Raw genomic sequence first — 15,792 nt, forward strand, 5'->3', positions numbered from 1 at the left:
AGACGTTTGGTAAAAAATTATTCTGGCAGGGAATTATTCTCTGCCAGTCTTAAAAATTCCAGAGTGGAATACATAAACAAAGTGGAAAACTAAAAAATTAAAGAAAATGAAAAAACAAAATGTAAACAACAAGTTGGCTTTCAATAAAGCTGTAGTAACTGAATTAAATGAAGTGCAAATGTATGATGTAAATGGTGGAACATCTCCAACAGTTACTTCTTCTACATGGTGTTTAGCTGGAGCTGGAGCTTTAATCGGAGCATCAATCGCTTATTTCGTAGACTAATTAACAAACTATATCATGAAAAACAACAATTCAAACATCGCATTGTCTTTCAATAAGGCAGCTATTGCTGAGTTAAACGATCAATCTTTAGTTGATATCAACGGAGGAAGTACGCCTCCATGTGCATTCGTAGCTTCAATCGCATTAAGCTACGCGATTACTAAAGACGTTTGGTAAAAAATTATTCTGGCAGGGAATTATTCTCTGCCAGTCTTAAAAATTCCAGAGTGGAATATGTAAACAAAGTGGAAACTAAAAATTAAAGAAAATGAAAAAACAAAATGTAAACAGCAAGTTAGCTTTCAATAAAGCTTCTGTAACTGAATTAAACGAAGTGCAAATGTATGATGTAAATGGTGGAACATCTCCAACAGTTACTTCTTCTACATGGTGTTTAGCTGGAGCTGGAGCCTTAATCGGAGCATCAATCGCTTATTTAGTAAAATAATTAACAAACTATATCATGAAAAACAACAATTCAAACAACGCATTGTCTTTCAATAAGGCAGCTATCGCTGAGTTAAACGATCAATCTTTAGTTGATATCAACGGAGGAAGTACACCTCCATGTGCATTCGTAGCTTCTATCGCATTAAGCTACGCGATTACTAAAGACGTTTGGTAAAAAACAACCCCGGTAGAAATAAAGTCTACCGGTTTTGAATTAAATTTTTAGAGGTAAATATTCATGCTCAAACCGCTTAGGTTATACATAAAATAATATGCAATTATTTATATAGAAAAAGATTTAATTTTTAAAGTTCAAACAGAAATGGAATTCTGTCATATAAATTTTAAACACTAAAAATAAGAAAATGAAAAAACAAAATGTAAACAACAAGTTGGCTTTCAACAAGGCAGCTATTACAGAGTTAAATGATGTTCAAATGTATGATGTTAATGGTGGTGCTACACCTGTACTTGCAGTTTCTTGGGCTGCAGTAGAAGGTTTTGCACTTTCTGTTGGATTGTATTTAGCTACTAAAGAATTATTAAAAGACTAATTAAGATGAAAAATCAAAACGTAAACGCAAAATTAGCTTTCAATAAAGTAGCTATTGTGGAATTAAATGACAGCCAGTTGTATGATATTAATGGTGGAGCAACTCCAATAGCTTTAGCTGTTGCTTCTTCAACTACATGTGCTGCAGTTGCAAGTGCGATCATAGGATCGTTAGTAGCTTGGGCATTAGACTAGTATTAGACTGATTATATTATAGGCTACTTTTTGTAGCCTATATATTCTTAATAAAAAATAAAAAATTAATAAAAATGGGAAATACGTTAAAAATATCAATAGCAGCTCTCTTACTTATTTTCGGATTAGTGCTGGTGGTTTATTATTATTGTTTTAAAAATAATTTATCGAGTATTATACCGATAATTGGATTTTTTATAATTGCTTTTGGAGCAAAAATGATGAAGGATTTGAATTCTTAATCATTTTTGAGATAATATCAATTTCAATTTTTTAGCCAAATAAAGGTAAACTGAAGTTTTATTACGACTTTTTTGACGTATCTAAATCGGTTTTTTAATTGGTTATCCTCGTTTTTTGCCTATTTTTTTGAGATATCAAGGGTTGCATATATGCAACCCTTTTTTATTGATTTTTGATTTTATCTTACTAATATTCAGTATTTTAAAACCAATTAAAGACTGCTTTTTTTATAAAATTAGGTTAATCCCGTTTTTCTGTTCATTAAATATTAAGTTCATTTGCCCTGTTAATAATTCAAAAAATTGATATGACAGATAAGAACATTTTTCCAGAAGAAATTTTAAACAATACTGTGGAGAACCATATCGTAAAACACAGTAAAAGGACATCGTTACTTTTCCTTATTACTTTTATTGCGGTTGCAATAGCTTTTGTGTCATTGCCATTTATTAAAATTGATATTTACACTACAAGTAGAGGTACAATTATTCCACAGGACAAAAAATTGAACATCTATGCGCCAGTAAGTGGTCGTATTGCTTATTTTAATATCGAAGAGAATAGAAAAATAAAAAAAGGAGATACTCTATTAATTATCGAACACAATGTCTTAAAAGAAAAGGAAAATCTTAATTCGATACAGAGTTCTGAAAATTCCTCCTATATGATTGATTTGTCCAATATTATCAATAAAAATTATTCAGCTGTTAAATCAGATCTTTTTCAAAAAGAGTTGTTAAAGCATCAGCAAGAGTTATATAATTTGGATGTAATTATCAAAAAGACCCAAACAGATTTTGATAGAACTGAACAACTCTACAAAAAAGATGTTGTGGCAAAAGCCGAATATGAAAAGGCTTTGTTGGAACTGAATAAAATCAAAAATGACAGAGTAAATTTAGTTAAACAAGCAGAACTAGCATGGCAAAAAGAATATGCTGAATTGGTCAATACTGATCATAGAATTCGTTCGAGTCAAAAACAACTTCAAGAGGAAGAAAACGATTATGTAATTAAGTCTCCTATTGATGGTGAACTAGTGAATATGCAAGGATTTCATAAAGGGAGTATAATAGCACCTGGAAATCTAGTGGTTGAAATCTCACCAGACAAGAATGTAATTGTTGAAACTTATGTCAATCCATCGGATATTGGTTTTATTAAAGAGAAAGGGAAAGCAATTTATCAGATTGATGCATTTAATTCCAATCAATGGGGTTTCGGAACAGGAGAGATTATTGAAATTAGTAAAGATATCCTGATGATGAATAACATGCCTTTTTATAAAGTTAAGAGTTCATTAGACAAAGATAAACTAATGCTAAAAAACGGTTCAATGGGGAAACTAAAAAAAGGAATGACACTCACAAGTCGATTTTTCTTAACAAAACGTTCAGCATTCCAACTGTTATTTGATGAGGTAGAAGATTGGTTTAATCCATATAATAATAAAAATGAGTAAAATAGCTATTAAACAACATGATTTTTCAGATTGCGGAGCAACATGTTTGGCATCGATATCTGAATACTATAACTTGAGTTTGCCAATTTCAAGAATCAGACAATATGGTAATACAAATCAGAAGGGGACAACCTTACTAGGTTTGAGAGAAGCTTCGGTTAAATTAGGTTTCTTGGCTAAGGGTATTAAATTGTCAATGGAAGGAATTAAAGATTTACCGTTACCTGCTATTGCACACGTAATGATTATTAAAGACGGACATGAATTTCCGCATTATGTGGTGGTGTACAAAGTGACCGATACCTATGTTAAAATCATGGATCCTGCAATTGGGAAATTGGAAAAAAAGAAATTAGCCGATTTTGAAAAAATTTTTACAGGATATGCTTTGATTTTGATTCCTAATGAAGATATTTTCGTGGAAAAGAATGAAAAATTCTCCAATTTTAAAAGAATTTCATTTTTGCTGAAACCGCATAAATATATTTTGGTTCAAGCTATTATAGGTGCTGTCTTATATACTGTTTTAGGATTCTCTGTGTCAATATACGTAGGTAAAATTACAGATTTTGTTTTGGTAAGTGGTAATAAGAGTTTGCTCAACCTAATGAGTATCATTGTTATTGGGTGTTTGATCTTGCAAGTCGTATATAGTGTGTTAAAAGATGTTTTTATTCTAAGAACAAGTCAACAAATAGATTCCCGACTTATTTTGGGATATTATAAACATTTATTTACCATGCCTCAGAAGTTTTTTGACACGATGCGAATTGGTGAAATCATGTCAAGAATTGGTGATGCCGTTAAAATCAGAACCTTAATCAACGAAACGGCTTTGAGTGTTTCTGTAAATATTCTTATTGTGATTTTTTCATTTATTCTAATGTTTACCTATTATTGGAAACTGGCATTGATAGTATCCTTGATTATTCCTTTTTATTTGGCAATTTACTTTATTGTGAATAAACTAAACAAAAAAGTGGAAAGGGAAATAATGGAAAAAAATGCCTTGTTGGAATCTCAATTAGTAGAATCCATTAAAAATATCGGTACGGTAAAACGATTGTCACTTGAAGATTTTTCGAAGACTAAAACCGAATTGAAGTTTATTGATTTGTTGGGAAGTGTTTATAAATCAGGTATTAATGGTATTTTTTCCAGAACTTCGACTGATTTTGTGTCAAGGTTGTTTACCATTATCTTGCTTTGGGCTGGAACCTATTATGCTATTGATGGTGAAATCACACCTGGAGAATTGTTCTCTTTTTACTCTATTATTGGGTATTTTACTGGACCAGCATCTCAACTTATCGGAACAAACCAAGCGATTCAGAATGCTATGATTGCAGCTGACAGATTATTTGGAGTTATGGATTTGGATCGTGAAGAAATGGAATCAAAAATAAACTTGACGTCAAATTCTTTGGGCGACATTCAATTTAAAGATATTGATTTCTCGTATGAATTAGGAAGGTATATTTTTAAAGATTTGAATCTTGAAATCAAAAAAGGAAGTTTTACTGCATTCGTTGGGGAAAGTGGAAGTGGTAAAAGTACAATTGCCTCTTTAATTCAAAATATTTATTATCCTTCCGAAGGTAAAATATTGATTGGGGATTATGATTTGAGGTACATTAGTAAAGAAAGTATCAACAATTTGATTACAACAGTTCCTCAAAACGTTGAACTATTTGATGGAACAATTGCTTTTAATATTGCCATTGGTGAAGCTGAGCCTGATATGGCTAGGATTATAGATGCAAGTAAAAGAGTTGGAGCATATGATTTTATCGAAGCTTTGCCAAATGGATTCAGTACATATTTAGGGGAATTTGGAGCAAATCTTTCTGGAGGAGAAAGACAGCGTATCGCCTTTGCAAGAGCTTTATATAAAAATCCTGATGTTTTGATTTTAGATGAAGCTACTTCAGCATTGGATTCAGAATCTGAAATGGTCATCAAAAAGTTAGTGGAGGATTTATCAAAAGAAGGTAAAACGATTATTGTAATTGCTCACAAACTCCAATCCATTAAAAATGCAGACGTGATTTATGCTTTCAAAAAAGGTGAAGTCGTAGAAAGTGGTACACACGAAACTTTGATGCAAAACAAAAACTATTACTATAAAATGTGGAATAATATAGCTGTTTAATAAAAAAATTTAACAAATGAAAAACTACTCTTTTACAAAGACTGCTATCGTAAGAACTCCAATCGAGGAGAAGCAAATTGATTTAACATGGGAAAAAATCCAGGAAATCTTTTCAAAAGAAGAAAACCGCGAAGCATTATTCTTAGGATCACCTAATATTTATAAAGCGCTCGTAGCCTGGGAAAATGGGGAAATGTTCCAGGAAGAAGCTGACTTAAAAAACCTTAAGGGATCATTGTATAAATATGCATCAAGATTATCAAACAGAAGTACTCCTTTTGGTATGTTTGCCACAGTTGCGCCAATTACTATGAGTGCTACAACTAATCTGGATGTAAAAAACAGTGATTTAGGAAGATTTACAAAATACGATATGTATTTCTTAGGACAGCTAATTCCAATAATCATTAAAAACGATTCTATCAAAAAAGCACTAAAGTACTTCTCTAACAACTCAATGTATAAAGTGTTTGATAAGTTTCGTTATGTGGAATATTATTTCAAAGACAACGTAAGGTTTCATAAAATATCTGAAGTTGAATTTAGCGAATACCTTGAATTGATTTTTGATAAAGGAAGAAAAGGAGCATTAATTGAGGATTTAGCAAATGCTTTAGTTGGAGATGATATTTCAAGAGAAGATGCATTAGGCTTTATTGACACGCTAATTGAAAGTCAATTTATCATCAGTGAATTAGAATTTACGGTGACGGGTGAAGATTATTTTGAAAAAATAATGAAGGTGTTTTCAGAAGAACGTTTCAATTTCTATGAAGCACAAGTGATAAAAGATTTAATTACAAACTTAAAAACTAAAATCAATGATCTTGATAGAAATGGTATTAATGATCCTGCGATATATAACTCAATTTTTGAGTTAGTTAATGAGCAAATTGGGAATGTTGACATCACGAAGTTATTTCAGGTTGATGCCAGCAGAAAAATTAAAGAAGGAACCTTGAGTTTCAAAACACTTAAAGCACTCCGTCCTGCAATATCTGCATTAAATAAATTAAGTTCTAATGGTGAAAATCAAAATTTAAAAGATTTTAAGAAGAAATTCCAAGAACGTTATGAAGAGTATGAACAGCCTCTAGTAAATGTTTTGGATCCTGATATTGGAATTGGCTACGGTAAACAATCTGGCGCAAAAGCACCTTTAGTAGATGAATTGGCTATTGCTCCAAGATATGCCAACGAAAAACAAGTGAATCTAGATGCGAAAAAGAGCTTTTTATTGAAAAAGTTGATTCATGCTACAGCAAACAATCTAAAAATTGTCGATTTGCAAGATGAAGAAATTAATAAATTTGAAGAGGATGAAACTTTATATCCAGAAACTTTCTCTGCTTTTGTTAATATTTTCCATGAGAACGGAAGCGAAAAAATAAATCTTAAATCGATATCAGGGCCTTCAGCCAACGGATTGATTGGACGTTTTAGCCACCTTGATGAACAAATTTTGAGCTTATGTAACGAGATTTCTGATGTGGAAAAACAATTAAACCCTGATAAAATCATTGCAGAAATCGTGCATTTGCCTCAAGCAAGAACTGGGAATATTTTGTACAGAAACTTCCAGAGAGACTATGAAATTCCTTATTTAGGAATGTCTTCTGTGCCATTGGAAAACCAAATTCTAATTGAAGACTTGTATGTGTCCGTAAGAGGAGGTCAAATTGTTTTACGCTCTAAACGTCTCGGTAAAGAAATTATACCAAGATTAAGTAATGCACACAATTATAGTTCAAACGCTTTACCTATTTATCATTTCTTGTGTGATTTGCAAAACCAAAATTCTATGGGATTTGGTTTTAGCTGGGGAGCATTGCAAAACGATTTTAGTTATTTGCCAAGATTAACATACAAGGATGCGGTTTTAAGTAGAGCAACTTGGAATATTACTAAAAATGATATTGATACGCTACTTTCTAATGATGAAAAAGATGCGGTTAATGTTGTGAGAGCTTTCCAGGAAGCAAGAGAAATTCCAAACATTGTTTATATTACTCAAGGTGATAACGAAGTGTTGATCAATTTCGAAAATGAATTGAGTTGTATGGTGTTCTATTTCATGCTTAAAGGAGAACGTTTCTTACAATTAAAAGAATTTTTCTTCACTGAAGATACTGTTACTAATACTTATTGTAATGAAATAGTGGTTTCAGCACATCGTAATGTTGAAAAAACAGAAGAAAAAAATACCGTTGCATTTATTCCAAATGAGAAGAAAGAGGGTGTTCAAGAGTCTTTTTCAATGGGTGAAAAGTGGTTGTATTATAAGTTTTATTGTGGAGAAAGAGCTGGAGAAGAACTTTTAAATAAAGGAATTAATCCAATTGTTGCCGAGTTAAAAGAAAAAGGTTTGATAGAAAAATGGTTCTTCATTCGTTATTACGATGCACTTGGTCACCACATTCGTTTTAGGGTTTTATTAAAAGATTTATCAAATTATAATGATACTTTAAAAACAATTAAGGCGCATATTAAACCTTTTGAAGATACTAGAGTGGTATGGAAGACTCAAACAGATAGCTATTTGAGAGAATTACAACGTTATGGTTATGATGCTATTGAAAGTACTGAATCTTTGTTTTTCAATGATAGCGAATGTACAATGAAATTTGCCGATATGATTGAAGGTGACTCGGGTGAAAAAATTCGCTGGTTATTTGCACTATTGTCAATGGATCATTTGCTGAATGATTTTGGAATTTCTCTTCAAGACAAATGTAAAATGATGAACGTGGCAAAAACCGGTTTCGGAAAAGAATTTAACCGTGCCGGAAGATTGAACAAACAAATCAATGAAAATTTTGCAAAAAGTGAATATGAAATTGATTGTTTTCTTGATGCAAATGCCATTGAAGAAATGTATGAACCGCTTTGGGAAATTATGAAGGAACGTTCTTTGGCAAACGCTGAAACTATTCAAGCTATAAAAAAATTAGAAGCAGAAAATAGACTTCCAGCTCCTTTGTTTCAAATAATCTTGAGTTATATTCATATGGTATGTAACAGGATTTTCTTGACCAAACACAGAATTCATGAAATGGTAGTATACGATTATCTGTACAAATATTACAGTAAAAAACTTCACATGAATGCTGATACTAAAGAGGTAGAAAAAAACACATTAGAACTGATCAATTAATTATGAGAGCATTATCTGTAGTAACTCACTCGCTTTTTGAGAAAGTAGAAGAGAATAAGAGACACCTAATTGAAATTGACGATCTTAGAATTCCATTAGCTTTAATTGAAGGTGTTAAGCCTGAATTCGATCCCGAAAGTGACGAATATGCAAATTTGGTATTGGTACGTAAAAGTAGCTTTTCACTAAATTATAGGGATTTAGGAATCATTGAAAATGCATGGCGTAAGTTAGAGTCAGTTGAAGGGGACTCTTTTTATCCAATTGGTTCCGATTTTGCAGGGTATGTTGAAGCGGTTGGGAAAAACATTACCAATTTCTCGAAAGGGGATTTGGTTATCGGGAATGGATTTTATCCCAATTTCGAAAATGGAGCTGTACCAGGTATTCCATCCAATCACGCAAGTAAAGAATATGAAATATACCATTATGCGAAATTGGTTAAAGTACCCGAATTTATTTCGGAAACAGAAGCGGGTGGTTTGAGTATCGGTGTGCAAACATCGAATTCAATGATTCGTAAAGCCGATATAAAAAAGGGGGATAATGTCTTAGTTACATCTGTTACGTCGAATACTTCGTTCTTTATTTTAAATGCACTTTGGGAAAAAGGATGTAATGTGTACGGACTTTCTTTCTCCGGGAAAAATACGGAAAAGATAAAAAATCATTTTCCTTTTATTAAAGAAATTTATTCCATTAAAGAGAACAATATTCCTCAAGAACTTTTCTTTGATGTAGTTTTTGATGCCTTTTCGGATACTTATTTGGAGTATTTGGTGAATAAAATGAATGTTAATTCAAGATACTTGACCTGTGGAATTTTCAATCAGTCTTCAGGAAAAATGAAAGGGGTTAAACCCGCAAACCTGTCATTACTCATTGCAAATATGATGATGCGTAATGTGAGTTTTATTGGAAATTGTCTCGGATCAACAGAAGATTTAGTAAACGGTCTACAGAATTACAAGGTAAATAAGGCTTGTATTGATTCCGTGTTTACTGAAGAAGATAAAATTGCAGATTTTATCTCGAAATCATATAATCTTTCGAATGATAAATTCGGTAAAGTAGTATTCCAATATTAATATACATAATTTGGTAGTTTTTTGGTTAAAAGGGGGTGTGGTTACCCCCTTTTGTGTTTGTTATATGCTGGTTTTCATAAGTTTAACTTTTTTTATGGTTTAACCATAAAATTTTTCTTACGTGTTAAAGTATCTTTATATACAGATTTCGAGAATTATTACTGCCCTAAATACATAAACTTCGAAACATATGAGAAAAACTATTCTACTTCTGCTTTTATTAACAGGAGCCGCACTTTCGGCTCAAGACCTGAAAGGAATTTATGGTGAATCAAATTGGTTGAGAACTTGGACAAATTTTAAACCCAAAACCTCAGAATATAGAGAGACCACAACATTGCTCACAGGTATAATTTCTCAAAATACGGTCCTACAAAACAATCAGATTTATCTTTTGACCGGCGTGGTGTATGTTACCAAAGGAGCAACATTGTTTATCGAACCTGGGACTGTGATTCGTGGTGATTTCGAAACCGATGGATTGTTAGTTATTACCAAAGGATCTAAAATTGTTGCTATAGGAGATGAGGCTAATCCCATAGTTTTTACTTCGAATAAGCCACAATCTGAAAGAAAAGCAGGTGATTGGGGAGGTATAATTGTCATGGGAGATGCGCCTACAAATAAGTTTTCAAAACAACTTGATTTCACAATGGAAGCTAATTATAATAGCTATGGAGGAGAGAATTTAACTAGTGATTCGGGTGTCATGAAATATGTACGAATCGAATTTGCAGGAAAAAAAGGGAAACATAAAAAATGTCCTAACGGATTGTCTTTGGCAGGTGTTGGAAGAAATACTTTGTTAAGCAATATTCAAGTCAGTTTTTCCGGTGATGATTCTTTTGAGTTTTACGGTGGAAATGTTTTTGTAGATAAGTTGGTGTCTTTTAGAGCGCTAGATGATGACTTTGATTTTACGGAAGGCGTGCAATGTGTTATAGAGAATAGTGTTGCAGTACGTAATTCATTTGTTTCCAGTCCGGAAGGCTCGAGAAGTCTTGAAGTTGAATCGTATGATGTAGCTTCCAATGCAGATTTTAGTAAAAAACTAACCAATGTTGAATCGAATTACTTGACTTTGATAAATGATAATAATGAAGTGGAAGGGGTTACTAATGAAGCGATTTATGTGAAAGAAAGAGCGAATCTGACTTTCAAGAATAGTGTGATCTCTGGATTTAAACAGGGCGTTTTATTCGATGGGCAAATTAAAGGCAACATCGTGCAATTACAACCGTATAAATTTGAGAATGTCCTTTTTAATAAATGTGGAACCAATTTTATAAGCGAAAACTCTTATGCAACTGCAGCGGTTGTTGAAAATTATAACAGAGAAGAATTCTTTTTGGAAAAAAATGAATTGGATCCGTTCTCGCTCTTTATCGAAAGTGATTTGAAGAAAACACCAGATTTAAGATTCAAATCAGCTCTAGTGTTGGCAAGTAAAGACGTCGCAAAAAAGAATTAAAAGCGGTTTCTAAACCAAACTTTTTGCCATTCTCTTCTTAAAATTAAATAGGAAACTTGTTCGGCAAGTTCAAGTAGGTCGGAACCGTCCAATTTTTTTACCTGATCTTCCGGTACATCGATGATGTAAAGAAGATTAAGGTATTCGGCAAATTTATGTTGGATTAACTTGTATATTTTTTCGTGCAATTGAATCTTTAAATCTATTGGAGATAAAGTGGTTGGAAAATCAAGACTTTCGTTAGCAAACGTAAAATCTTTATTAAGTTGTTCAATCAATTTAATGTACAATTGTTCTTTCTGTGCTTCAGAAAGTAATAAATCGGTATTTAAAGGTGCAACAAACATATTGGTTATACTTTTCGACGCATTAAATTTTCACCAAAAGCTTTCAATAGCTCTTTTTTGTTTTGCTCAATATCCATTCTTTCTAAAGTTTCAAATGCCTTGAAAGTATAATTTTTGATGGCTTCCTGCGTTGCTTCGCTAGCGCCAGTTGAGTTGAAAATTTCTTTTACTGAATTAATTTTGTCAGTATTATCTGCAGGTTGTATTGAAAACAAATGTAATAATTGTGCTCTACTGTTAGTTTCAGCGAATTCATTGGCCTTAAGATACAAATAGGTTTTTTTGTTTTCTATGATATCACCACCCACTTGCTTGCCAAAAGTTTCCGGATCACCAAAAGCATCCAAGTAATCATCTTGCAACTGAAAAGCGATGCCTAAGTTCAGTCCAAAATCATAAATACAATTCGCATTTTCTTCCGAAGTTTTAGCTACAATCGCACCCATTTTCATTGCAGCTCCAACCAATACAGCTGTTTTATATTCAATCATTTTCAAATATTCCGGAATAGTAACATCATCTCGGGTTTCAAAGTCGACATCATATTGTTGTCCTTCACACACTTCCAAAGCAGTTTTGCTAAACAATCTGGCCAAATCCCTAAAGATTTCTGGTTCGTATTGCTCGAAATATTGATAGGCCAAGATTAACATGGCATCTCCTGATAAAATTCCGGTGTTAATGTTCCACTTCTCGTGAACCGTTTCGTTTCCTCTTCGTAATGGTGCATCATCCATAATATCATCATGAATCAATGAAAAATTATGAAACACTTCCACTGCCGTTGCTGCTGGTAAGGCATCTTTACAATCTACATTGAAAATCTCTGCTGCCATCAAAGTTAAAACCGGACGCATTCTTTTCCCTCCTAATGATAAAATATAGCGTATAGGTTCATATAAATTGTTGGGTTCTTTATCAATGGCCAAGGCTGAAAAGTGATTGGAAATAACTTCCTGATAGTGTGATATAGAATGCATTTTGCTTGTAGAAACTTATAAGTTGATAGCACAAAAATACTCTTTTTATGGCAACTACTCAAATGAGAAGTAAAACGCTTTTGTTTAAATGTTAAATAATTGTAAAAACCAAGGAAACTATTTTGGTGTTAAAAGTTTCCATTCTATATTTGCATCGAATTTGGACTTTGAACTCATAGTTTCCAAAAATAGTTGAATATGAAATGTAAGATAATCGAAAAGGCAACTGAAATGTTTTTAAAATATGGTTTTAAAAGCATTACTATGGATGACATTGCAAACCAAATGGGCATTTCCAAAAAAACAATCTATAAGTATTATGCCAACAAGGAAATGCTTGTTGAGGAAGCTACTGGTTTGACTCATAATAAAATACATGAGGTTATTGAAGGTATTATAGAGAAAAATTTGAATGCCGTTGAAGAAAATTTTGCAATACGAAGAATGTTTGATGAACTTTTTAGTTCAGCAGATTCTACACCACTTTTTCAATTGAAAAAGCATTACCCGGAGATTTATGAAAAAGTAATCTGCAAGGAAAATGAATCTTGTGATCACTTATTCCGTATGAATATTGAAAAAGGGATTAAAGAAGGGTATTATAGAGCAGAATTGGATGTGGAATCAAGCATTCGTTTTTATTATACACTCATATTGAATATTAATGAAACCACAGCACTGGAAAAAGACAGTCAGGCTTTGGAGCTAAAAGCGTTGGAATACCATACCCGCGCAATCGCCACAGCAAAAGGAATTGAAGAACTTGAAAAACAATTATTAATACACAAATTATAAAAACCAAACCATGAGAAAAAGCATTTTGTTCTTAGTCATGATAATACAGGTGCAACTTTTTGCACAGGACAGTAAGAAGCTTTCTTTTTCATTGCGTGAGGCCATTGATCATGCAGTTAAAAACAACTACAATTCGATCAATGCCAGCAGGGAAATTGAAGCTGCAAAACAAAAAAAATGGGAAACCACAACAATGGGACTACCGCAAATAACAGGTAACGTTAGTTATCAGAGCATTTTTGAGGCACAAAAACAAGGGGTTTATGCCAATAATTTTGATGCTAATGCGCCTGCTGGTTTGATTATACCTGTTGGTTTCGGATTGAAACATAATATGGTAGGTACACTTACTTTAAACCAGTTGATTTTTGATGGTTCTTATTTGGTTGGCTTAGAATCAGCTAAAACCTATTTGAAAATTTCACAAAATGCACAAAAGAAAACCAATCAGGAAGTTACCGAGCTAACAACGAATGCCTATGGGAATGTATTGTTGGCTGAGGAAAGCATCAAAATTGTAGAACGGAACAAAGCCATATTGGAGAAAACATTGAAAGAAACGAGCGAAACGTATAAGAATGGTTTTCTTGAAGAAGAAGCGGTAGAGCGTATTCAGATCACGTTGGCTTCGGTTAACAGTACATTGGATTATGCTACTCGTATGAAAGTGATTGCTTCCAATATGTTGAAATTGATGATGGGAATCGAATTGAATGAAGATATTGTTTTGACAGATAAACTAGATATTCTGACCACCCAAAATATCGATATGGCATTGTTAAGCGAAACGTTTAAAGTGGAAAATAATATCGATTACCAAATTGAGAAAAATGTGGAAGAATCGAAAAGACTATTGCTGAAATTGGAAAGAAGTAAAGCTCTGCCTTCTTTGGGAGCGCAGGTGAATTTCGGATATAATACTTTCAATGATAGTTTTACAATGTTTAATAGCGACCAAAAATGGTATAATTTTTCAAACTTTGGTGTTGGTTTGAATGTGCCGATATTTAGTTCTTTTGGTCGTAATTCAAGAACAGAACAAGCTAAAATTGCTTTTGAACAGGCTAAGACTAAAGTTTTAGAAACAGAACAAACATTACAACTACAGTATCAAAAAGCAAGAAGTGATTATGAGTACAGTGTGGCACAATACAATTCAGCAAAAAGCACGTTGAATTTATCAGAGCGAATTGAAAATAAGCAACAAATTAAATTTAAAGAAGGTTTATCAACCAGTTTTGAATTTACAGAAGCGCAACGTCAATTGTATACGGCACAACAAAGTTATCTTCAGGCCATGGTGGATATCATCAACAAAAGAGCTGCTTTGGAAAAAATTATCAATAAAAACTAACTTAACATATTAAAAATGAAAAAAGTAATCCTACTTTCTTTAGTTGCTATATTCCTTTTTGCTTGTGGGAGCAAAGATAATGGAACCTCGATAGATCAACTTATCGAAACTAAAAACGTACAAGAATTAAAGAACAAAAGAACCGTTTTACAAGCGGATTTGACTAAAATCGATCAAGCATTAGCCAATTTGGAAAAGAAATCGGAAGAGGCGTTGGTTGAGGTAATCACGGTGAAAGATACTGTATTCAATCATTATCTTGAAATTCAAGGAAATGTAGATACGAAAGAAAATATCCTGATTCAGCCTGAAATGCCAGGTGCTTTAATCGCTTTGAATGTTAAAGCGGGTCAAAGAGTTGGAAAAGGTCAAGTTTTAGGACGAGTGGATGATTCGGGTATGAGTCAGCAATTAGCGAGTATTCAAACACAATACGAATTGGCCAAAACCACTTTCGAACGTCAAAAAAGATTATGGGATCAAAAAATTGGTTCTGAAATACAATATTTACAAGCCAAAACTCAAATGGTTAGCTTGCAAAAATCAGTTGCGCAAATGAAAGCGCAATTGGAGAAAACAGTAATAAAAGCGCCATTTACGGGTGTGATTGATGAAGTATTTGTCGAAAGAGGCGAAATCGTTTCAGCTAATCCACAAGGTTTAATGCGTATCGTGAACTTAAGTAATATGTATGTGAGCACTCAGGTTCCGGAAACCTATGTTGGAAAACTTCAGGTAGGAACTGTAGTTGAGGCAGATATTACTTCCGTTGGAAAAACGTACCAAGGCAAAGTTAGACAAGTAGGTAAGAGTATTAACCCAGCCAACAGAAGTTTCGGAATCGAAGTAAGTGTGCCAAATCCAGAAGGTTTATTACGACCGAATCAGGTAGCAAAACTAAAAATCATCGATTACACTAACAGATCGGCTATTGTTGTGCCTGCAGATGTAATCCAACAAGATGCACAAGGGAATAAATTTGTATACGTGGTGAATAATGCTACGGATAAATCAGGAACTGCGAAGAAAGCAATAGTGAAAGTCGGTCAATCGTCTAATAACACTACAGAAATTAAATCAGGATTGAATAAAGGAGATGTAATTGTTTCGGAAGGAGCAAACACAGTTTCTGAAGGAATGAAATTAACATTTTAAGGAGAAAGAAAAGAAAGGGTTAGTTCTTGTTTCTAAGAATTTTGTTGGTCCCAAATCTTGAACATATAAAAGACTAACCTTTTTCTTTATCAACTAAATCAAACAAA

General features: G+C 33.0%; 16 protein-coding genes. 14 read left to right on the plus strand and 2 right to left on the minus strand.

Annotated features, from left to right (window positions below; genetic code table 11):
- Positions 1–106 precede the first annotated feature (106 nt).
- From ACFO7M_RS00980 to ACFO7M_RS01030, 11 genes are all read left to right on the plus strand, one after another.
- Positions 107–286, plus strand: a complete 180-nt coding sequence (locus tag ACFO7M_RS00980; protein ID WP_379717196.1) for a class I lanthipeptide — start codon at positions 107–109, stop codon at positions 284–286.
- A gap of 15 nt (positions 287–301) precedes the next feature.
- Entirely contained in the window at positions 302–463 is a 162-nt protein-coding gene (locus tag ACFO7M_RS00985) for a class I lanthipeptide (protein ID WP_379719007.1), read from the plus strand.
- 91 nt (positions 464–554) lie between these two features.
- The gene (locus ACFO7M_RS00990; RefSeq protein WP_379717192.1) at positions 555–734 is read left to right on the plus strand and encodes a class I lanthipeptide; all 180 of its coding nucleotides are present in this window, start codon (positions 555–557) and stop codon (positions 732–734) included.
- A 15-nt stretch (positions 735–749) separates the two neighbouring features.
- Positions 750–911, plus strand: coding sequence for a class I lanthipeptide (locus tag ACFO7M_RS00995; protein WP_379717194.1), 162 nt, complete (start codon positions 750–752; stop codon positions 909–911).
- A gap of 190 nt (positions 912–1,101) precedes the next feature.
- On the plus strand, positions 1,102–1,290 hold the full coding sequence (locus tag ACFO7M_RS01000; RefSeq protein WP_379717188.1) for a class I lanthipeptide: 189 nt from the start codon (positions 1,102–1,104) through the stop codon (positions 1,288–1,290).
- Between the two features lie 5 nt (positions 1,291–1,295).
- Complete coding sequence (locus ACFO7M_RS01005; RefSeq protein WP_379717186.1) at positions 1,296–1,484, plus strand: class IIb bacteriocin, lactobin A/cerein 7B family; 189 nt, start codon at positions 1,296–1,298, stop codon at positions 1,482–1,484.
- 550 nt (positions 1,485–2,034) lie between these two features.
- Complete coding sequence (locus ACFO7M_RS01010; RefSeq protein ID WP_379717184.1) at positions 2,035–3,189, plus strand: HlyD family secretion protein; 1,155 nt, start codon at positions 2,035–2,037, stop codon at positions 3,187–3,189.
- Entirely contained in the window at positions 3,182–5,341 is a 2,160-nt protein-coding gene (locus tag ACFO7M_RS01015; protein WP_379717182.1) for a peptidase domain-containing ABC transporter, read from the plus strand. The genes ACFO7M_RS01010 and ACFO7M_RS01015 overlap by 8 nt, the downstream gene beginning before the upstream one ends.
- Positions 5,342–5,357: 16 nt before the next feature.
- A complete protein-coding gene (locus tag ACFO7M_RS01020; RefSeq protein ID WP_379733560.1) occupies positions 5,358–8,495 on the plus strand; it encodes a lantibiotic dehydratase in 3,138 nt (1,045 codons plus the stop codon).
- A gap of 2 nt (positions 8,496–8,497) precedes the next feature.
- Positions 8,498–9,583: an alcohol dehydrogenase catalytic domain-containing protein gene (locus tag ACFO7M_RS01025; RefSeq protein ID WP_379717177.1), complete on the plus strand. Its 1,086-nt coding sequence runs from the start codon at positions 8,498–8,500 to the stop codon at positions 9,581–9,583.
- Between the two features lie 190 nt (positions 9,584–9,773).
- Positions 9,774–11,054, plus strand: a complete 1,281-nt coding sequence (locus ACFO7M_RS01030; protein WP_379733562.1) for a hypothetical protein — start codon at positions 9,774–9,776, stop codon at positions 11,052–11,054.
- Here the strand turns inward: ACFO7M_RS01030 and ACFO7M_RS01035 are convergent.
- Together ACFO7M_RS01035 and ACFO7M_RS01040 are read right to left on the minus strand one after the other, a co-directional pair.
- The gene (locus tag ACFO7M_RS01035) at positions 11,051–11,401 is read right to left on the minus strand and encodes a hypothetical protein (protein ID WP_379717171.1); all 351 of its coding nucleotides are present in this window, start codon (positions 11,399–11,401) and stop codon (positions 11,051–11,053) included. The genes ACFO7M_RS01030 and ACFO7M_RS01035 overlap by 4 nt on opposite strands.
- Before the next feature lie 5 nt (positions 11,402–11,406).
- Complete coding sequence (locus tag ACFO7M_RS01040; RefSeq protein WP_379717168.1) at positions 11,407–12,381, minus strand: polyprenyl synthetase family protein; 975 nt, start codon at positions 12,379–12,381, stop codon at positions 11,407–11,409.
- A 198-nt stretch (positions 12,382–12,579) separates the two neighbouring features.
- Between ACFO7M_RS01040 and ACFO7M_RS01045 the strand changes: the two genes are divergently transcribed.
- The 3 genes from ACFO7M_RS01045 to ACFO7M_RS01055 are packed head-to-tail and all read left to right on the plus strand — an operon-like array spanning position 12,580 to position 15,685.
- Positions 12,580–13,176 carry a TetR/AcrR family transcriptional regulator gene (locus ACFO7M_RS01045; protein WP_379717165.1) on the plus strand — a complete coding sequence of 199 codons (597 nt, stop codon included), beginning with the start codon at positions 12,580–12,582 and terminating at the stop codon, positions 13,174–13,176.
- Positions 13,177–13,186: 10 nt separating this feature from the next.
- Positions 13,187–14,530, plus strand: a complete 1,344-nt coding sequence (locus ACFO7M_RS01050) for a TolC family protein (RefSeq protein ID WP_379733563.1) — start codon at positions 13,187–13,189, stop codon at positions 14,528–14,530.
- Positions 14,531–14,545: 15 nt separating this feature from the next.
- Positions 14,546–15,685: an efflux RND transporter periplasmic adaptor subunit gene (locus tag ACFO7M_RS01055; protein ID WP_379717159.1), complete on the plus strand. Its 1,140-nt coding sequence runs from the start codon at positions 14,546–14,548 to the stop codon at positions 15,683–15,685.
- The last annotated feature ends 107 nt before the right edge of the window (positions 15,686–15,792 follow it).

The sequence above is a fragment of the Flavobacterium sp. GCM10023249 genome (assembly GCF_042653365.1).
Taxonomy (GTDB): Bacteria; Bacteroidota; Bacteroidia; order Flavobacteriales; family Flavobacteriaceae; genus Flavobacterium.